The organism is Acholeplasma equirhinis, from assembly GCF_017052655.1.
GTDB classification, from domain to species: domain Bacteria; phylum Bacillota_I; class Bacilli_A; order Acholeplasmatales; family Acholeplasmataceae; genus Acholeplasma; species Acholeplasma equirhinis.
The window spans coordinates 238,934-260,224 of the sequence record NZ_JAFIDC010000001.1; the positions used below are offsets into that span (position 1 = coordinate 238,934).

Consider the following 21,291-nt stretch of genomic DNA (forward strand, 5'->3'; position numbering starts at 1 on the left):
AGTATTTATAAAAAAATAATGTTACAATATGGGGTATACCGACAAGGAGGATTTTTGGTGGCAAATTTATTTGATAAGATACCAGATACACTTTTTAATGTGCTATCCTCCCCTAATCGAAAGATATATGTTGATTGTTTATTCATCATATATGATGCTACAAACTCGATTGAAGATTCTTTCCAAGGGGAAAGAAATTATGTTATTGGAAAGTTAGTTGACTATTTCGATGAACTTAAGGACCCTTTCGAAGTTGATGATGAAGATGAAGTTTCTACACCAAGACAAAAGAGTGTTGCGGTATTAAATGTACTTAAAAACAATGGTTGGTTAGGTGAAGAAGAGTTAGGGGATTATAAAACGTCTTTAAACCTCTTTGATTATTCAATTAAAATCATAGATATTTTAAAAAGAATTCAAATGGACGAACAAACTGAGTACACCGGTGAAATTTACACCGTTTACTCTCTTTTGTCGTCTTTTGACATTCAAGATGGTTTAACAATTATTGAACAAGCATATCGTAAAATTGATGATGTCTTAAGAAAGTTAAAGACATTAAAAGCAAATATTTATCGATATTATTATGATCTTGTTAAAAGACAAAGACAGGAAAAACTACAAGATGTTTTAGAAAAACTTTTAGTAGATTATAAAACGAATTTCTTTGATAGTGCATACTATCAATTAAAAACAACCGATTCACTACCACGTTATAAACGTGCAATCTTAGAAAAGATTGGTATGATTTATCAAAATGATCAATATTTAGATGAAATGACCAATCAAGCAATCGAACAACGAAGAAAAATTGATTATAATGATGCATTCAACTATGTTGAAGAACGCATTCGCTATATAAAAGACAGCGTGGACGCGATTGAATTTTTAATCAATGCAATTGATGAAAAGAATGAACTTTACATTAATGCAGCAGCATCAAAGATTATGTTCTTGACCAATACATCAGATAACTTAGAGGGGTTATTAAATAGACTATTCAAGATTGTTCTAAAAGAAAAAGAGTTTGACTATACACCACTCTTTAACTTAGTAAGAGCAAGAAACCTAGATGACAATTCACTTTATAAAGAACGTCGACAAAGAATTGATCCTGTTGCTGAGGAAGTCAATTACGAACAAGAAATTCCAGAAGATGTCAAAGAAAGAAAACTTGCATCTTTAATGAAAGCATCAATCTATACAAAATCAGAAATTAATCAACATGTTTTATATCTCTTAGGAGATTCAGACAAGATTAAAGCATCTGAAATTCAAATCGAAACGAATGAAGATTATGTCAAATTAATCTTAATCTTCTTATTCTCAAAGAGTGTTGGTATGAAATATGATGTCAAACTCTTAAATTATGATGTGAGAATTGGTGACATTAAGTTTAATGAATTTGAAATCTTTAGAAAGGGGTTAAAACGATGAGCGATAAAAAACAAGCAATCAAATTACTCAACGATGAGTTTGTAAATTTAAAAGAAGCTGAAAAGCAAATCTTTTCTAGAATTGTTAATAAACTTTTCCAAGTAAACTACATTACAAGAAAAAAGATTGGTGATGCAAATGACTATCGTTTTATCTTAGCTTATAAAGATTTATTTCAAGCGTATTTTTCGATTGCAGACTTTGAATTAGAAATCAAACGTCATGAAGAAGTTGTCTTTATTAAAAATGTATCTTCATTCAATCATTTAAGATTAAAGAAAGAAGAATCCATTTTATTATTAGTTATTAGATTAATCTATCAAGCTAAAATGGATGTCGTTACACTCGATGAAAATGTTGAAGTTTATTTATCAGATATTCATGCTGAACTTGCAAAAATAGGTTATTTAGATAATAAACGTATGACCAAAGATCGACTTAAACCAAGTTTACAACTTTTAAAGAATTATAACATCATAGATTACATGGATCAAAAACTCCGTGATGATGCAAGAATTAAAATTTATCCAACCATTCTATTTGTTGTCAATATGGACTCTCTAAAAGAAGTCTTAGACCACTTAGATGAATACTTACAAGGAGGTAGTGACAATGAAGAGACTGACGAAGATTAAACTCGTAAACTGGCACTTATTCTTTGACCAAACAATTGTGATTAATGATAATACATTAATTTCAGGTGAGAATGGTTCAGGTAAATCTACTTTACTGGATGCACTGCAATATTTACTTGTCGGTGGTAAATCTGGTGCTAAATTCAATATTGCAGCAACAGATGAAGCTAAACGTTCACTCGAAGGTTATATTCGTGGACGTATTGGTGCTGAGAATAAAGAATATTTACGACCAGGTGATGTAATTTCTCACGTAGCACTCGAATTCTTTGATGAGCAAAACGATCAATTTGGAGTTATTGGGTGTATTTTAGAGTTGCCAAAAGGTGGCTCGTTAAAAGAAAGATTCTATTTACTAGATAATCTAAATATTCATGATGGTATCTTCTTGGATAAGAAAAAACCAAGAGATTACCGTTCAATGAAGGCGTATTTAAAGACGATTCAAGTTGAACTTGATCCATTCAATACACAAAAAGATTATCGTGATGCACTAGCAAAATACTTTGGTATTGATGCGAAAAAGTACGCAAAAATTTTACCAAAAGCATTAGCATTTAGACCGATTGATTTACAATCTTTCGTTTTTGAGTTTTTACTTGATGATGAACCAATTGATATTCAATCACTTAAAAACAATGTGACTCAATTAAAACGTGTTGAATCACAAATTAGACTTGATCGTGAAAAATTAGAAAAATTAGATAAAATTGTTAAACTCGGTGAAGCTTTAACATCAAATACAGATCAAATCAATATTAATGAAATGATTGAAAAAATGGCATTTATTGAAAAGAGAGAATTCTTCTTAGCACACGCACAAGAATCCATCGATAAAATAAACGCAAGATATGAAGTTTTAAAGAAAGATAAAGAAGATTTAGATAGCCAAGTTGAAGAAAACGATGAAGCAATCATTCAACTTGAACAAGCAAGAAATACAAATGATGTTGCAAGAACATTAATCAATCTTAAAGAACAATTAGAGAAAAAAGGTGAGCAATATAATGAACAAAAACGCATTGTATCTGACCTTAAAGACACTTTAAACAAAGAGTTAGAGATTTATCGTGACTTTGTTCAACTCAATCCAAATACTGCAATTTCAGCGTTTATTAAGTATTATTCTGGACATGAAGAGAATTCAAATGTTTTAGAATTAACATCTTTCATGGAAGGTGCACATGCTGCAGCAAGTGGTTATTTATCTGCACTTCAAGTTGAGAAGATGGATTTAGAACGTGAAAGAACTAAACTTTTACAAGATCTTAATATTACTCAAGCAAGATTAAATGCACTTAAACGAAATGTTAAAACATATCCTAAAAATGTTCAACAATTAATCGAAGCAATTAATACAGATCTTTCCAATTATTATAAGAAAGAAGTCAGAGTGCGTCCTTTATGTGAACTCATTGAAGTTGCAGATGAATCTTGGCGTAATGCATTAGAAGGATATTTAGGTGGTCAAAGATTTGACTTAATCATTGATCCATTGTATTTCAATGATGCACTAGAAGTTTATGATCGTGTTAAATCTGAACTTCAAATTTATGGTGTAGGTTTAGTTAATACTGCAAAACTTGGTGAATACACAAATATTCTTCCAAACTCGCTTGCAGCTAAAGTTTCAACTGATCATCCACATGCTAAGAATTTCATCAATATGATTATGGGTCATGTTGTAACAGTTGAAAATATACAAGATTTAAAGAATTATTCTCGATCAATTACGAAAACTGCAATGACGTATTCAAACTATACAGCACGTCAAATCAATCCAAGAAACTATGAAGTTCCATATATTGGTCAACAAGCAACATCAATGCAAGTTGAACTCGATGAAAAATTAGTTAAACAACTACAATCAGACTTAGACCGATTATCAAAAGAAATTGAAAGAAATCAAAAAGCAATTCGATTACTTTCACAATCAAGATTAAATCAAATACTTTCAACAAACCAAGTTCGCTTCTTTGAAACAGTCAAAGTCATTAGAAGAGAGTTTATTGAATTAGAAGAAAAAGTAGGAAGCTTAGAAAAGAATCCTCAATTCAATGAACTTGAAGCTCAACTCCAAGATGAAAAGAATAAGAAAAGACAACTTAAACTTGATCTTGAACGTCTTGCAGATAAGATGGCAGATTTAAGAAGTGAAAAGACACGTATTCTTGAACAAATTGAAGAAACAAGAACAAATCTTGATGAATACTTTGAAGAGCAAAAACAATTACACGCAAAGTATCCAACTTTAATCAATACAGCATATTCACAATTTAATGCATTAAAAGAAAAATACTCAAGCAATTACGACCTAATTAGTCGTGATCTTGCACAAAGTACGGTTGCAATTAATGCACAAAATGCTAAAGCTGAAAACGAAGTGATTAACTTAATGCGTGTATATATTGCAAACTACCACTTTGGAGCAGCTCCGGATATCAGTGAATTAATTCACTTCGAACGTGAAGCCAATCTGATTCGAGACAACAATTTAATGAAATATGAACAAGAGGCAATCGATCTACGTCGTGCTTCTGAAATTGGATTTAGAGAAGAATTTGTTGGTAAACTTCGTGCTTCAATTGAAGCAGCTCAAATTCAAATTGCTGAACTCAACATGGCACTTGAAGGTAAAAAGTTTGGTGTAGATAGTTACCAATTAATTACAAAACCTTCAGAAAATCCAGAATTTAAGACATATTACGACATTATTATGGGCAGTGAAGCGATCTTTAATCACACATTATTCACTGAAAACTTAACTAAGAAGAATGAAATTGTTTTAATGGAACTCTTCAATAGAATTGCGTCATTTGATCCTGAAAATGATAAGTTTGCATTACAATTCTTAGATTATCGTTACTATATGAGTTACGATATTGAAGTAACTTCAGAAAACGGTAATAAATCTTACTTTTCAAAAGTTTCTAGAGAAAAATCTGGTGGTGAAACCCAAGTACCATTCTATATTGTTATTGCAGCTTCATTCCAACAACTTTTAACTAAAAATAGAAGAGTGGATTCAGGTTGTATCGTATTATTTGACGAAGCATTCAATAACATGGATGAATCAAGAATTGATGCAATGATGAAGTTCTATAATTCACTTTCAATTCAATTATTCATTGCCGTACCACCACAACGTGTATCAAATATTATTAACTATGTAACAACATCACTTGCAATCGTTAAAGATAACGATTTTGCGATTGTAGAGGCATTCAATAGAGAGGTTATATAATGGAAAACAAAATCTATGGTATTTCAACATCAAATGGGATAGCAATTGCACAGATTCATCATTTAAATGAAGTACCGCTGATTTCAGTAAGTAAACTTGGGAAAGGTCCTGAAATTGAAATAAATAGACTTAACGAAGCTTTAGAAAAATCAAAAAAGGAACTTCAAGAACTTTATCGTGATGTCGAGAAAAAAGTTGGACCGGATCAAGCTTCCATCTTCAATGCACAAAGTTTAATGCTAGAAGATCCGATGCTAAGAGAAGAAACAGAAAAGAAAATTAAAGAAGATAATTATAGTGCAGATTATGCATTCCGTCAGTCAATCTCTGAAATGATTGATCTATTCGAAGCATCTGAAAATATGTATATTAAAGAGAGAGTTTCTGATCTTAAAGACATCATGAGACGTGTTCTTGGTGCACTTTCTGGTATGAAGTCTTTAAAGAGTCAAATCTTTAAAGATGTTATCTTAGTTGCTGAAGAGATTATGCCAAGTTTAACTGTTTCTTTAGATAAGAAATATATTAAAGGTATTATTACAACCTCAGGTTCAAAAACAAGTCACGCTGCGATACTTGCGCGTCACTTAGGTATTCCTGCAATCTCAGGTATTGATGTATCAAAATTACCTGAAAATACACTTGCTATTGTAGATGGTAAAAAAGGATTTGTAATTTTAAATCCAAATGATGATGAAATTACGCTTTTCATGGAAAAGCAAAAACAAATTTTAAAGGAACAACAAATTTATCTACAACTTAAAAATCAAAATGGTAAAACATCAGATGGAAAAGAAGTTGGCATTCTTGCAAACATTTCTGAACTTCAAGATGTTGAAAATGCTAAAGAAGTTGGGGCCATGGGCGTTGGTTTATTAAGAACTGAAAACCAATATATGGAAAGCCAAGATTTCCCAACAGAAGAAGAACTTACAAACTTTTATAAAGAAGTATCTAAATCATTTTTCAATCAAAGTGTTACTTTACGAACACTAGATATCGGTGGTGACAAAGATTTACCATATCTTTCACATCGTAATGAATTAAATCCATTTATGGGTAATCGTGCGATTAGATACTCACTTTCATTCCCTTCACTTTTTAGAACACAATTAAGAGCGGTGTTAAAAGCGAATTTATCTGGAAACATTCAACTGATGTTACCTATGGTAACAGTTAAAGAAGAAATTGATGAGGCTAAGAAGATATTAGATCTTGCAGTTTCTTCATTAAAAGAAGAATTTGTGGATGTAAATCTTCCAAAATTTGGTATCATGGTAGAGGTGCCTACTGCTGCACTACATATTGAAACTTTAATCAAGTATGTAGATTTTGTTTCTATTGGAACAAATGATTTAATTCAATATTTATTTGCAGTTGACAGAACAAATGAAAAAGTAACGAATCTTTATCAACCGTATCATCCTGTGTTATTACAAACAATCAAACGAGTTGTGGATGTAGCACATAAAGCTGGTAAAAAAGTTTCTGTCTGTGGTGAGATGGCATCAAGTCCAAAACAATCATTACTTTTAGTAGGTTTAGGTGTCGATGATCTATCGATGAATGCAAATGCAATTGCAGAGATTAAATACTTAATTAGTAAAGCAAGTTACAGTAAATTAGAAGCGATTGTAAATAAAGCATTAACCTTAGAAACAAACAAAGAAGTACATGAACTTATTGAAGTATATTATAAAGAGCTAGCTGACTAGCTCTTTTGATGGAACAATACTCAAGTGGCTGAAGAGGCAGGCTTGGAAAGCTTGTAGGTCTGTAACAGGATGCGGGGGTTCAAATCCCCCTTGTTCCGCCATATTGAATGCATAGGTTTGATACAAAAGTATCGGACCTTTTTTTCATGAAGAAAGGGAAGTTTTTCCTATATTCAGAAATCAGTTGAATTATTAAAATCGTTATTAAAACTATAAATCAGTTGATATTGTATACATCATATATTTAGTAACACGATTATGGCCTTAAATACACGATTACATTTTAATTTTAAGTAGAGGTTTAAAATCGGTCATGGCGGATAATGGCAAATTTTAGATAATAATTATAATAAAAACAGGTATGTGTTTAAGTTTTCTTTGTCATTTGATAAAAAAGTGTTATAATTTTGACATAAACGTTGAGGTGATAACCATGACATACGCTGAGGGGATTAAAGAATTAAGAAAAAAGCTCATTTTAACACAAACTGAGTTTGCCGAATTATTGGGAGTTTCCTTTCAATCTATCAATAGATGGGAAAAAGGTAAACATGAACCTACCATTAAAGTTAAAAGAAAACTCGCAACATACTTTATCAAGCATGGAATTGAGGTGAATTAACTTAATGGAACTATTGGATAATAAAACGAAGTTATTAGGTGATGATCTACGTAAGGAAATCATTCCTGGGAGTAAAATAAAAATTGTTGCATCATTTTTCTCTATTTATGCTTATGAAACACTAAAAAAAGAACTTGAATCTGTAGAAGAACTAGAGTTCATTTTTCCTGCACCAACCTTTGTTAGTGAAGGTATTAAAGGCACCATCAATAAAGAAGATAAGGAGTTCTACATTCCTAAGCAACTTAGAGAAAGTTCATTGTATGGTACTGAGTTTGAGATTAGATTAAGAAATCAGCTTACTCAAAGAGTCATCGCAAGAGAATGTGCTGAATGGATTAAAAACAAAGTAAAGTTTAAATCTAATATTACTGCAAGAGGTTTGCAGAACTTGAATTAATTCATATTTATTTTATTATTTGTATAAATCAACTAGTTAATATACAATAAGCTTATCGTATTAAATAACTGGAGGAAAGAACGAATGAAGAAAATAGGTGTATTTGTTTTATTTTTATGTCTCATCACCGCATTAGCAGCATGTGAGCAGTCTAACAAAGCAGAACCAAAAACAATCAAAGAAGCCGTTAGTTTGTATTATGGTGAATTAAGTGAGCTTTTGATCGAAGACGATGAAAAAAGAAATAAATTAACAAGCACTCATCAAGAATCAACGATTAGTGATGATAAGTTTATTGCTCGCGAAACACTTTTAAACGTGTATGAAACATTAGATGATGACACGTTTGAAGTTAATTTATCGATGCATTTGTCCTATTACCAACGATTATTAAATCAACTTAGACTTAAATTAGAAAATGACACAACCACAAAGAAAACATTTGAAGGTAACTTAGAAACCAATCAAGGCACGACGGTTTTGTTTAAGTTGACTTTAACAGAGGGTGGCAACCTTGTTTTTGACTACAACGATGTCTTATCAAATGGTAAAGATGAAAATGCGTTTGTGGCTAGTATTAAGATGGGCTTTGATGATAACGATTTTTATCTAAATGAATTAAGGCATATTGAGGAAATAAACAGCTACGACTACTTTGAGTTTATTGAGCAGCAGTCGATTCATCAAATCAGTTATTCAAATGAGAATAACTATCAATATAAAGCAGATAACCTAAAAACCAATCAGTACGCCTCATTACTAGTTAGAGAGGACTTCAACAAAAATGTTGAGTCCACGATAGTTTGGATTAATAGCGATAATCAAACAAGAACAACCCTACGTAATGGTATTAATCAAACAAGACAACTGGCTTTATATAATGAACATGGCATGGTGTTTACCTACGCAGATGAACTTGATGGACCAATTAATCTATGGTTTGAACTCTTAGAGGCAACCGGATGGGACCGTGCTTACTTTGAGACGAGTGACGATTTAAACGTAGGGGTATATAAAGACGGGCTTCGCTTATTTAGTGAAGGACAATACAAAGACTTTAATTCTAATTTTGATGCATTAAACAAACAAGCAAGTTATGGGGTATTTATTGAGCTAGCAGAAAACGAGCTATCCAATGACATTTTAAATTTAAGCGCGTATCAACTAGCCTTTTATGACAATAAAGTGACAACCGAGTGGGTTTCATCGGTGCTTGATGGTGCTTATAGTGAGGCGTCCTCATTGATGGTTTATCAAGACGTCGATTTTACTAACGCAAGTACTATCCTAGCATTTTTTCAAGCCCTAACAAACGAATGATTTACCCTATCTTTTAATACAATATCACAATGTCTCACACTTATGAAATGTGATTGCAATCATTGTTAGGAAAACTGATATTCTGTAAATCGCTAAAGGCTTTAAAATTAACTTTTCTATATGTAAGAATCGTTAGAATAAATAAATAAATCTGATACAGTTACACTTAATAGATTTGCTATCAAGTTCAATTTATCAACAGTAAAAGAGTGTAAACCTAATTCACACCTACCATAGTAAGCTCTAGAAATATTGCATTCTAGCGCAAAGGCTTCTTGAGAATATCCATTTTCCACACGTAGTCTGGCAATATTTTGTCCGAGTCTATAATTTATATTGTTTGTATCAATATGTTTATTTTTCATGTACTAAATATATCACGTATCAATCAATAACGCTATTTATGACGTTAACATATATCGTTTTTTTCTTGACTCACGAAATCGCATCATTGTGGATAATCTTTTATTGTTGTTAAAAACTGTATTACAAATATTGATCTTTCACCTATCAATTATAATTATAATTAAAAATGCCTTGGTACAAAGGGTAATGCAGGTTAATCCTGTGAAAAAAATGGCATTCACCAAAAGGAGATACTTATGAAAAGTATTGAAATTAACGTACCAAGAAATTTGATTAAGAAGTTTTATCCTCACCCTGAACCTTATGGAGACGGGGGCTATGTTGTTGATTTAATCAATGGCATGTACACTGATGTTTTTTATAGAGAAGAAGGAGACTTTGTCACCATTACAAATGACAGCAAATTGATCTCTTATCTTAAAAAGAATCAGATTAAGTCAAGACATTATTTTTTCAGAAATGGAGTCTACTCATTACGTCTCAAAGAGGATATCGATAATAAAAATATGGAAGATTGGAAGCTAACTACACCAATCCTTATTGAATTAGAAATACCTGAAGAACACAATCTACCTAATGTGTTTATGTTTTGTTTCTATTGGATTGAAGTTGGATATGCTACTATAAAAGATAGAACAATGACGCTTAGAGTTTATGAAATAGATCTGATCCACATGATCGATATTGGTGTTGCAGTCGATTTACTTGTTGAAGCTATAAAAAAAGATAGTTAATAATCATATAGAATATTGGTTGACTATTTGCATAGGGTGCTAAAAATCATACAGGGGTGCTAAATGGTATCCCTGTAAGTTCTTTACCACATTTAGAAATTATAGGTTTGATACAAAAGCGAATTACAATTCGCTCTAAGTGTCAGACCTTTTTTATTTAAATTTACTTGGCTCTTTTTGAAGAGAATTAATCAAATCATAAAGATATGCTATAATTAAGTAATTAACCTAAACATCAAATTATCAAATTCTAGTCCAAGTAGATTTTGCTAGGAATTACGAATAATAGATAAGATTTTAAGTAACGCATCACTTAAGTTATTATAAGATAAATTATAAGAGGGGATTTGAATTGAAGAAAATCATGATTTGTTGTTTTTCGGTATTAATTATTGTTCTTTCAGGTTGCAGTCCTAAAGAAAATTTATTGGAGTCCGAATTGTTTTTTTATACTCTATATGCCGAGGAAGTTACAATTATGGGGTTAACAGAGGCTGGACAATCATTAGAGACACTCATCATACCCATTGAGATAGATGGTTATATGGTAACTAGCATAGGTAAGGAACCATCATTTATGTCAACTGGAGGAGGAAAATTAAGTAGCAAAACAGTTAAGCGAATATATATACTTGGTAACATCTATATTTTTAGATATTCCTTATCTTTAGAAAACATTGACTACATATTTAGTAATTTTTATTTACCTCACTCAACTTACGATACAGGATATGATGGTAAATATATTGATATATTTTTTCCTAGCTACGTTAAACCAGATTTAGATTTTATAAATCGAGCTAATGTTCAGTTTTTTTACAATCTCTTTGAGGATCCAAGTGAGGACATATATTTAATCGATTATTATGAGAATCAACTGATTGAGTTTATCCCTGATGATCCTAAAATTAGCGATAAAACGTTTATCGGTTGGTATAAAGATAAAGAGGGTTTAATCCCTTGGGATTTTACAAATGATATAGTGGTTTATAATGAAGATGAACCCGTATTAAACCTCTTTGCCAAATGGTCATAACAAAAAATACATGGTTAATGCCAATCTATCTATCGTATAAACTGTTAAACAAAAAACTTTCTTATAGCTACATATATAATAGTTACTATAGATTTAATCATTGAATCAATCATTGAGCACAAATAATCATTATTTATAGCCTTGTTAAGCCGTTTTTACAGGGGTAAAAAATAAATTGTAGGGTGTTAAAAATCTTGATGAGGTTCTAATTTGTATCAAAATAGTGGCCTTACCACATCTAACTAGAATAGGTCTGTTACACAAGCGATTTACTAATCGCCTCAAGTATCAGGTCTTTTTTGTTGAAAGGGATACATGTTTCCTATCCGCAATTCTTGTCTTCCATAGATTGAGCTAAAATTATAGATATCATGAATACCATCACGATAGACAATACATTTAATGTGCTATAATTCACTTGTAGGAGCGTGATTACTAATGGTAAATGATGAAAAATATATGATTATAACGGTAGAAAGCTATCCTTTTGGTTGGGAAGTAAAGTACTTCTATTTACCAGTTGGGCCAAGGTTAACCATAGGTGACGTAATTAAATCAATAAATGGAAAAAGTTATCGAATTTTAGACGGTAAAACACAATTAAACTTTGAAGATATTGATTTAACCAAATATTCGTTATTCGAGTAATTTTGGGTTTAGATGCATAGGAATTTTCAATGATTTTCATTTTACTACAGTATGTTGATTATTTAGTTGAAGATGATGATTAATAAAGCTTGGGCAACACAGTTCAAATTGAAGAGTCATTATCAACACTTCTCTTTTTTAGTCATTTATATAGGGATGATATCATATTTGCAAAGGTGCTAATTTGTATCAAAATAGGTAGTATTACACATATAAGAAGCATAGGTTTGATACAATTCGCATCAGACCTTTTTTTGCTTTAATAAGGGCTTTTTCTCATTTTATAAATAAACTTTTGATCCATAATGTAACTAAAATATAGGATAAAAATCCATAAGGTATTTAGTATAGAACAGTAGACATGAATAGTAAGAATCCTTACTTATGATAAAATATGAGGAAGGTAGATTAATAATTAATCACGAATTAATCAATTGACATTTTAGCATTAATCATAAATACGATTCTATAATTTGGATTTAAGCGACAAAATTTACATTTATTGACAAAGTCGTTAAAATACAAAATATGGCGATATAATTTATGGTATCGCTTTTTTTTTGAAACTATAATGTAAATGCACTAAATGAAAACGCTTTATAAAAAAGGAGATTAAAATGAAAAAAGCATACGTTTTACTAGTGACAATATTTGTGTCATTGACACTATTTGCTTGTGGTCCAGGAGAGGATCCAAATACGATTACCTTCTGGCACACATACGGGGATAACGAAGAAGCAGTATTAAAGGATGTTGTCATTCCAATGTGGAATGAACTTAATCCTGATATTCCAATTAAACCAGTTAGACAAGACTCTGGTCAGTTCAATGAAATGCTAACATTATCATTTGGTACTGGCGCGGGTCCTGATGTTGCACGTATCGATATTGTCCAAACCGCTGGATTTGCAGAACTTGGTGGTTTAGTTAAACTTGATGATATGTCTGGATTTAACACATTCAAGAATACTTTCCTAGATGGACCATTATCAACCAATTATTATCAAGATGGTTATTATGGAGTTCCGCTGGATACAAATGCTAAAGCAGCTGTTGTCAATATGACATTACTTGAAAGCGAATTAGAATTAACTGAATTACCTGCAACTTGGGAAGAATTAGAACCATTACTTGACGCACGTGAAGGTTATTCAATTAGTGTTTCAGGAGTCGGTGACTGGGATTCATATCCATATTTCTGGTTATTTGGTGGTGAATTAACTAATAGTACATTTACCCAAGCTTCTGGATACATCAACTCTGCAGAATCAGTTGCTGCAATCAATAAAATTAAAGACTTAAGAACTAAAGGTATTCTCACGATTCGTGATATCGATGGAACTGCTGATGCATGGGCAGGTATTAATGATCAATATATTATGTTCTTTGAAGGTCCATGGGCTCCATTTAATGACAACATTAAGCCAGCTTTAATTCCAACCTATCAAGGTAAATCAGCAACGGTTGTTGGTGGTGAAAATATCGTTATCTTAGAAACTGCTAAGAATAAAGAAAATGCTTATGAATTCGTTAAATTCATGACATCAGAAGACGTTCAACTTGCAATGTTAACATCTGGTCAAATTCCTGTTCTTAAATCACTTGTTAATCATGAAGATGTCTTATCTGATCCTAAATGGTCAGTATATATGGAACAACTAGAATCTGCTCATGCAAGAATTCCTTCACCTAATCATTCAGATATTTCTGAAGTATGGAGTGATGCAATGTTAGCAATCTTCCTAGAGGGTGCCGATGTTAAGACAACCCTTGATGCTGCTGCAGCAGAACTGGATACTTTACTCTCACAAGAATAATCGTTTCTTCATGATTCACTCTTAAACCTGATGATAAACTAAGTTCTGTTTGACTGAAAATAGAACTTAGTTTTATTGTCAAAGAAGAAAAGGTCCAAACAATGAATAAAATAAAAAATAAAAAACTTAAAAACCTTTTGTTGGCATTACCATTTGTCTTACCAGGTTTGTTACTGGTCAGTATTTTTGTCCTCTATCCAATGTTTTTTACGATCTATATCTCACTATCTGAATATAAAATCGTTTCACGAGAAATCAATTTTATTGGTTTTGCTAATTATATTGCTATTTTCTCGAGTGGTTCAGAATTTTGGTATGCAGTCAGAAATAACTTCTTATATGCAATTGTAACAATTCCTGTCATCATCTTTGGTGGATTATTCTTTGCATATCTGCTTGATAATCTAAAACACGGGAAGACATTCTTTAAAGTTGGATTCTATTTGCCAGTTATTACCTCATGGGTGATAGTAGCGCTAGTATTTAGATATATGTTTGGAAATGCTAATACCGGATTCTTCAACTATTTACTTGTTGATGTCCTGCACTTAACTGATGAATATATTCCATGGCTATTTAGAGAATGGAGTGGAAATGCTGCCATTTGGCTCATGGGGATTTGGAAAAATCTTGGTTGGGCATTAATTATCTTTCTAGCTGCACTTCAAACAATTTCTAAAGAACTCTATGAAGCTGCTTCAGTTGATGGTGCAAGCTTCTGGCAGAAATTTAAGTTCATCGTGATGGCATCGATTAAACCAACCATCTTTTTCGTCATGGTAAATATGGTGATTGGTTCGTTTAATGTGTTCCTACAAGTATTAATGTTAACAGGTGGAAATCCAAATGATACAACCACAGTCCTACAATTCTTACTTTATTCACTAGCTTTTTCTGATCGTGAATTTGGACAAGCATCAGCACTTGGTTTAGTCATTGCTGTCCTTGTTTTAATCGTCACGATTATATTAAACAAATATTTCAAACTGAATAAAGACAATGAAGGAAATGATGCCGTATGAAGAAAAAAAGACTCAGTTATGAAACGACTCGTCGTTTGACACAAATCCTTTTATGGGCTATCTTAATTATTTCTTTATTCATCTTTTCAGTACCGTTTCTAATCATGATTTCTGCATCAATGGAAGAGTTTAGTTATGTTCTCCCTTATCCACCTAAAGTCTTCCCAACTCGCTTTAATTTCTCTGCTTATCAATACGTTTTGAGCATGCCAGCCTTTGGAACTGCACTCATGAACAGTATCATCAATACAACCATTACTGTTTTTATATCTTTACTAGTATCAACACTATCAGCTTATGGATTTGCTCGTATCAAATTCCCTGGTCGTGATTGGATCTTTAGATTATACATTTTCACACTAATGGTTCCAGGATTCTTAAATATCATTCCACAGTTCATTGTTTTAAGAGGAATTGATTTTATTCCAGGCTTACCTAATGGATTAATTGGAACAACATTTGGCTTAATTCTTATCTATACATCAACTTCGATTGCAGGACATACGTTCTTCTTAAGAAATTACTTTAGAACCATTCCAGAAACATTGTCCGAATCGGTTTATATAGATGGTGGTGGTCATTTCACGGTATTCTCAAGAATATATCTCCCATTATCACTACCAGCAATCGCAACCATGAGTATTTTCTCGTTCCAAGGCTATTGGGAGGAGTACTTTACCGCTAAAGTTTTAATTGGTGCTAATGAAAATCTCATCACCCTACCGTTATTGCTACAAAGACTTAATGGTGAACATTCAACTCGTTGGGATTTAGTTTTTGCAGCATCACTTCTTGTATTAATTCCAATTATTATCATTTACACGATTTTCCAAAAGAAACTCATTGCAGGAAATTTAACACAAGGTTCCGTCAAAGAATAGGATTGGTAAACATATGACATTAAAAGCAACATTTGATAAAGCTCAATACTTGAATAAAGAATCCGTTCTGTGTACGGTCTATGGTCTTAAAGATTTAGATAATAAGATTTCCGTTGAACTCTATAATCTTCATCAAAAGGTCGATGTTAATTATTTCCATAAATACGTTATAAAAGATGAAATTATCGAGCTTGTTTTTGAATTATCGATGGTTAAAGTTGGCAACTATGGATTACATATCCATATTAATGATGAAGTCTTAATCCTCGCATTTGATGTTGTCAATCACTATAAGGAAGCATTTAGATATGGTTTCTTAAGTGACTTTAAACCAAATGATGGGGATCAAAACGACCTAGATTACATTAAAGACTTAAAACTTAATGCAGTTCAATTTTATGATTGGATGTATCGTCATGATGATCTGATAGCACCTAGCGAACACTATCTAGACCCACTTGGACGAGAAACTAGTTTAACAGTTATTAAAGATAAGGTAAATTACGCTCGTAAGCTTGGTGTACGTCCATTTGCCTATGGTGCAGTTTATGCTGGAACAAAGGAATTATTCCTAAAACATCAGGATTGGGCATTATACACAAGAGAAAAAGAACCAATGATTTTTGCTGATTGGTTATACTTCATGAATGTAACACATCAGTCACCATGGAGTAATCATATCGTAAAAGAATTTTATAAGAGTATGAATGAACTAGGATTTATGGGTATTCACATGGATACCTATGGTTTCCCTAAGGTCGGTGAAGATTATGAAGGAAATGAAGTTAGACTTTATGAAGAACTTCCAAAACTGATCGATCAAGCGGCCGATGAAGCTGCTAAAATCAGTCAAGAACATGGTGTAATCTTTAATGCAGTTAACAATTGGCCGATTGATAGTGTCGCACAAACCAAACAAGATGCTTCCTATATCGAAGTATGGCCACCGCATAATAGTTACTTAGATTTATATCAATTAATTAGAAGAGCTCGACAAATTGGTCATAAGAATGTCGTATTAGCAGCTTACATGCATCCATTCAAAGATGCAGTAAAACTACATGAAGTAGAAGCTGCAGAACGCTCATTACTCCTTACTCAAGCAGTTATTATGGCATCTGGTGGAACGCAACTCGTATATGGTGAGGATGAATCCATTTTGTGTGATAGTTATTATGCAAACTACCGAAAACTTAGAAAAGAATTTTTACCAGCAGTTTATCGATATACTGATTTTATCGTCCGTTATGCATCGTTATTATATAATGATAGTGGATACGATATTTCAATGACAGCAACCGATGGCATCAATAATGACTATCAATTTAGTCATCCAGAAGTCAAATTCTCTGCTAATGGTAAAGAAAATACAATTTGGACAATCTTGCGGGAACGCCAAAAAAGAGTCACGATTCACTTGATTAATTTAGTTAATCAAAATGATAGATGGAATGAACCAAAGAATGAACTCGTTGACATTAAAAATATCGATTTAAAGATATTTATCAACCGTAAAATTAAAGGTATCTATACCGCATCACCAGATGATAACCTACAAGCTCAATCAATTCCTTTTGAAGTTGTTCATAAGGATAAACAAAATGGTTATCACCTCTTAATTGATAACTTAAAAGTGTTGCGATCGGTATGGATTGAAATGGAGTAAAAGGTGGAATTATTCAGTTATCAAGTGAATCAATTACCAAAAATACGCTTTTTAGGTAAAGTCTTTTATAGAGAGCCTTGGAAACACTTTGCACGAACAATCAATGAATATATTATCTATATTATTAAGCAAGGTAATCTTTATATTAAAGAAGGTAATAAGAGTTATAACTTGAAACCAGGTGATTTCTTTATCCTTGAACCCAATGTACCTCATGTGGGATACCAGGCGGCATCCTGTGAGTACTATTATTTACATTTTAAAGATATTTCGTTACTAAAAACTTCAAAGAATCCAGTTGTTTATCTTGAAGAATTAAAAGATAAAAGACGTAAAGCACTGTTAAGTGATTATCTATCAGGTGATGTTATTAGTGATGGTGTGACGTATTTACCCAAATACTTTTCAATTCAATCCACCATGACTTTTGATCGACTTAAATACTTAAAGGATCTATTCTATAACAAAGAAGAGTTTTACAAAGAGACCGCAGCGACCTTAATGCATACATTCTTACTGAATGTTTCTCATAAGATGCTTGTAGAATATATGACAAAGGAACGCACCACAAGAGTTAAGAAGAGTGAATTGATTTGTGAGCAAATCGTAGAATACATCAACGAAAACTATATGAAACCAATGAATTCAACGGATATCGAGGATTTATTTGAAGTTAATTTCGATCACATTAATCGTGAATTCAATCACTTAATGGGGACTACCATTATTAAATATCTTAACCAAGTCAAAATCAATAATGCAAAACACATGATTGAAGCATCAAACCTAAACTTTGGTGAAATATCCTACTTAGTTGGAATTGAAGATCGTTTCTATTTTACAAGAGTCTTCAAACGATATACAGGGATGACACCAACCGAATACTATCGCTTCATTCATATCAAAAATAAGTAAAAAGGGAAAACACGAGATGAATCATCAAAACACATGGTGGAAACAAGGCTTTTTCTACCAACTTTATCCACGCTCTTTTATGGACTCAAACCATGATGGGATTGGAGATATCAGAGGTATTATTAGCAAAATAGATTATTTGAAACAGTTAGGGATTAAGGCAATTTGGCTTAATCCGGTTTACCAATCTCCTAATGATGACATGGGTTATGATATCTCTAATTACAATGAGGTTATGACCGAGTTTGGAACTAAAGAGGATCTAAAAGAACTCATTGATTTACTTCATCAAAATGGGATTAAACTCGTCATGGATTTAGTGGTTAATCACACCTCTGATGAACATCAATGGTTTATTGAATCAAGAAAATCAAAAGATAATCCATATCGTGATTTCTATATCTGGAGAGATAATCATAACAATCAACCACCCAATAACTGGTCATCATTTTTCACCCCATCAGCATGGAAGCTAGACACGTTAACAAATAGTTGGTATCTCCATTTATTTTCTGAAAAACAACCTGATTTAAATTGGGAAAATGAATCGATGAGACGTGCTATTTACGCGATGATTAATCGCTGGTTTGATTTTGGTGTGGATGGTTTTAGAATGGATGTTATTACCTTAATTGCCAAAAATCCAAAACTTCCTGATGGAAATCGGTTCTTTAACGATCATGGCTACTCCATGGCATTTGAAAATTATGCCCTTCAACCTAAAATGTATGATTATCTTCAAGAACTAAAAGAAAACACTGCAAGACCACATACGATGTATTTAGGAGAGGCAACATTTGCCAATCAATCCAATGCCCACACTCTCATTGGTGATGATAAGCCAATGGATTTAATTTTCCAGTTTGACTTAATGGATGTTGATTCTGGTAAACACAAATTTGATGTAATACCAATAGATTATAATCGCTTTAAGCGAACTTTATTTGATTGGCAAAAAGCAATTCCTTGGAACACTTTATTTCTTTGTAACCACGATCAGGCACGGTCTGTTTCAAGATTTGGCAATACCAGTAATGAATCCTTATGGAATAGAAGTGCTAAAATGCTTGGAGTTGCTATTCACTTAATGAAGGGGACCTCATTTATCTATCAAGGTGAGGAAATTGGAATGACCAATTCACGATTTGAAGATCCAAAAGAACTAAAAGATATTGAGAGTATTAATTACTATAAATTATCACAAGAACAAGGTCATGAAGCGATTGCATGGGAAGGTATCCTAAAGAAAGCACGCGATCACGCAAGAACTCCAATCCAATGGAATGGGTTAGATTACGCTGGGTTTTCAACTGTTGAACCATGGATGAAAGTTAATCAAAATTATCATGAAATTAATGTCCAAAAACAACAGAATGATCCAAATTCAATTCTAAACTTTTATCGCAAGTTGATTCAATTGAAGACAAACTCGGTAACTCTCACATACGGTGATGTCATCGAAATTGAAACGAATATAAAATCACTCTTGATTTATAAAAGAGTATTAGAGAATGAAGAATATTTAATTATCTGTAATTTATCCAATGAGATACATCGACTCGATTTTAGTTTGAAAGGTTATCAATTGGTGCTTTCAAACATGTTACATAGTGGATATGAACTTGAATCCTACGTTGCATATGTGTACCGAAAAGTGTCATAATTATTCAAAAACAAATTTGAAATAAAACCGATATCCTTTATTATATAATACAAAAAAATAATAAGGAGTTACACAATGAACACAATAATTTTCGCGCATGTCAACAAGCCCGTTCATATGGTTTGGGATGCATTTAACTTGCCAAAGCATATTATGAACTGGAATCATGCCAGTGATACTTGGCACTGTCCAGCTGCAAAAAATGATTTAAGAGTTGGTGGGTCTGGTCAAAATGCTGGTAACGGTAGTTCTGGTCAACCAGGTTACACAGCACTCACTGCATCAGTAATTAATATTACATATGCGAAATTGATAGCAAATGGTGGAAAAGGTGGAAACTATTACAACTCATTTGGTTTAGTATGGAGAGTTGCCGGAGGTTCTGGAGGAAATGGTGGTGCCAAAGGTGTTAAAGGTAGTTTTGGTACAGGAAGTCCAGTAAATGGTATTGGCATTGGTATAAATTTTGGTCAGATTTATTTTGATGAAGAAAATCAACCAAAAGATGGTGTACCCGGAGAACCAGGTATTGTATTAACTGCTAAATAAAAAAACAACCGGATTACTATTTTAGTAATTCGGTTTTTCATTTTATGCAAGAGTATTGTAAAAAGACCACAAAGTGTAAATAAATTAAACTTAAGTGTTACAATTTTAATTGAAATTATTTAATAGATGGTGATGCAATGGAAAAGACTAATGTTATGCGACTTTTAGATACAGTAAAAATTGAATATACAGCAAGAAACTATGATCCTACTTTAGTTGATGGTGAAAAAATTGCTAGTATATTGAATGAAGATTTTGAACGTGTTTTTAAAACTTTAGTCACTAGGGGAAACGATAAAAACTATTATGTATTTTGTATTCCAGTAGTTTTTCACCTGGACTTAAAAAAAGCAGCGAAGTCAGTTGGAGTAAAATCTATTGAAATGATTAGCCAAAAAGAACTTTTACCACTGACAGGTTATATTCATGGGGGCTGTTCACCTATTGGTATGAAAAAGAGATTTAAAACAGTCATTGATGAAACAGCAACTCTACATAAAACAATTTACGTTTCAGCAGGTAAGGTTGGGTTTCAAATTGAATTAAACCCAAACGATTTAAGAACCTATATCAATGCAAAATTTGATGATTTGGTCATTTAATCATAAAATTTCTGAGTTT

At 32.2% G+C, this 21,291-nt stretch carries 19 protein-coding genes and 1 tRNA gene; 19 read left to right on the forward strand and 1 reads right to left on the reverse strand.

What is annotated here, in order from left to right; all coding sequences use genetic code 11:
* Positions 1-57: 57 nt before the first annotated feature.
* The 8 genes from JV173_RS01060 to JV173_RS01095 all read left to right on the forward strand — a co-directional run bounded on the left by JV173_RS01060 (position 58) and on the right by JV173_RS01095 (position 9,373).
* Complete coding sequence (locus JV173_RS01060) at positions 58-1,437, forward strand: Wadjet anti-phage system protein JetA family protein (RefSeq protein ID WP_205734440.1); 1,380 nt, start codon at positions 58-60, stop codon at positions 1,435-1,437.
* Positions 1,434-2,072 carry a DUF4194 domain-containing protein gene (locus JV173_RS01065; RefSeq protein ID WP_205734441.1) on the forward strand — a complete coding sequence of 213 codons (639 nt, stop codon included), beginning with the start codon at positions 1,434-1,436 and terminating at the stop codon, positions 2,070-2,072. The genes JV173_RS01060 and JV173_RS01065 overlap by 4 nt, the downstream gene beginning before the upstream one ends.
* Positions 2,050-5,316, forward strand: a complete 3,267-nt coding sequence (locus tag JV173_RS01070; protein ID WP_205734442.1) for an ATP-binding protein — start codon at positions 2,050-2,052, stop codon at positions 5,314-5,316. Before JV173_RS01065 ends, JV173_RS01070 begins: the two co-directional genes overlap by 23 nt.
* Positions 5,316-7,031, forward strand: coding sequence for a phosphoenolpyruvate--protein phosphotransferase (gene ptsP, locus JV173_RS01075; RefSeq protein ID WP_205734443.1), 1,716 nt, complete (start codon positions 5,316-5,318; stop codon positions 7,029-7,031). Before JV173_RS01070 ends, ptsP begins: the two co-directional genes overlap by 1 nt.
* A gap of 10 nt (positions 7,032-7,041) precedes the next feature.
* A tRNA-Ser gene (locus tag JV173_RS01080) sits at positions 7,042-7,132 on the forward strand.
* Between the two features lie 260 nt (positions 7,133-7,392).
* Complete coding sequence (locus JV173_RS01085; protein WP_276208416.1) at positions 7,393-7,653, forward strand: helix-turn-helix transcriptional regulator; 261 nt, start codon at positions 7,393-7,395, stop codon at positions 7,651-7,653.
* 4 nt (positions 7,654-7,657) lie between these two features.
* On the forward strand, positions 7,658-8,053 hold the full coding sequence (locus tag JV173_RS01090) for a phospholipase D-like domain-containing protein (RefSeq protein WP_205734445.1): 396 nt from the start codon (positions 7,658-7,660) through the stop codon (positions 8,051-8,053).
* An 84-nt stretch (positions 8,054-8,137) separates the two neighbouring features.
* On the forward strand, positions 8,138-9,373 hold the full coding sequence (locus JV173_RS01095) for a hypothetical protein (protein WP_205734446.1): 1,236 nt from the start codon (positions 8,138-8,140) through the stop codon (positions 9,371-9,373).
* A 116-nt stretch (positions 9,374-9,489) separates the two neighbouring features.
* Here the strand turns inward: JV173_RS01095 and JV173_RS07160 are convergent, their stop codons facing one another.
* Positions 9,490-9,738, reverse strand: a complete 249-nt coding sequence (locus JV173_RS07160) for a helix-turn-helix domain-containing protein (protein ID WP_205734447.1) — start codon at positions 9,736-9,738, stop codon at positions 9,490-9,492.
* A gap of 237 nt (positions 9,739-9,975) precedes the next feature.
* On the opposite strand from JV173_RS07160, the gene JV173_RS01105 reads away from it, so the two are divergent.
* From JV173_RS01105 to ybaK, 11 genes are all read left to right on the forward strand, one after another.
* Positions 9,976-10,473, forward strand: a complete 498-nt coding sequence (locus tag JV173_RS01105) for a hypothetical protein (protein WP_205734448.1) — start codon at positions 9,976-9,978, stop codon at positions 10,471-10,473.
* 352 nt (positions 10,474-10,825) lie between these two features.
* On the forward strand, positions 10,826-11,509 hold the full coding sequence (locus JV173_RS01110; RefSeq protein WP_205734449.1) for an InlB B-repeat-containing protein: 684 nt from the start codon (positions 10,826-10,828) through the stop codon (positions 11,507-11,509).
* A gap of 459 nt (positions 11,510-11,968) precedes the next feature.
* The gene (locus JV173_RS01115) at positions 11,969-12,157 is read left to right on the forward strand and encodes a hypothetical protein (protein ID WP_205734450.1); all 189 of its coding nucleotides are present in this window, start codon (positions 11,969-11,971) and stop codon (positions 12,155-12,157) included.
* Positions 12,158-12,774: 617 nt separating this feature from the next.
* Positions 12,775-13,974: an extracellular solute-binding protein gene (locus tag JV173_RS01120; RefSeq protein ID WP_205734451.1), complete on the forward strand. Its 1,200-nt coding sequence runs from the start codon at positions 12,775-12,777 to the stop codon at positions 13,972-13,974.
* Positions 13,975-14,075: 101 nt separating this feature from the next.
* A complete protein-coding gene (locus tag JV173_RS01125; protein ID WP_205734452.1) occupies positions 14,076-14,996 on the forward strand; it encodes a carbohydrate ABC transporter permease in 921 nt (306 codons plus the stop codon).
* Positions 14,993-15,877: a carbohydrate ABC transporter permease gene (locus JV173_RS01130; protein WP_205734453.1), complete on the forward strand. Its 885-nt coding sequence runs from the start codon at positions 14,993-14,995 to the stop codon at positions 15,875-15,877. Before JV173_RS01125 ends, JV173_RS01130 begins: the two co-directional genes overlap by 4 nt.
* 13 nt (positions 15,878-15,890) lie before the next feature.
* The gene (locus tag JV173_RS01135; protein WP_205734454.1) at positions 15,891-17,543 is read left to right on the forward strand and encodes a glycoside hydrolase family 66 protein; all 1,653 of its coding nucleotides are present in this window, start codon (positions 15,891-15,893) and stop codon (positions 17,541-17,543) included.
* Between the two features lie 3 nt (positions 17,544-17,546).
* On the forward strand, positions 17,547-18,458 hold the full coding sequence (locus JV173_RS07135) for an AraC family transcriptional regulator (RefSeq protein WP_205734455.1): 912 nt from the start codon (positions 17,547-17,549) through the stop codon (positions 18,456-18,458).
* 16 nt (positions 18,459-18,474) lie between these two features.
* Positions 18,475-20,121 (forward strand): alpha-glucosidase, encoded by a 1,647-nt coding sequence (locus tag JV173_RS01145; protein WP_205734456.1) that lies wholly within the window; start codon positions 18,475-18,477, stop codon positions 20,119-20,121.
* A gap of 75 nt (positions 20,122-20,196) precedes the next feature.
* The gene (locus JV173_RS01150) at positions 20,197-20,670 is read left to right on the forward strand and encodes an SRPBCC family protein (protein ID WP_205734457.1); all 474 of its coding nucleotides are present in this window, start codon (positions 20,197-20,199) and stop codon (positions 20,668-20,670) included.
* A 137-nt stretch (positions 20,671-20,807) separates the two neighbouring features.
* On the forward strand, positions 20,808-21,272 hold the full coding sequence (gene ybaK / locus JV173_RS01155) for a Cys-tRNA(Pro) deacylase (RefSeq protein WP_205734458.1): 465 nt from the start codon (positions 20,808-20,810) through the stop codon (positions 21,270-21,272).
* Positions 21,273-21,291 lie beyond the last annotated feature (19 nt).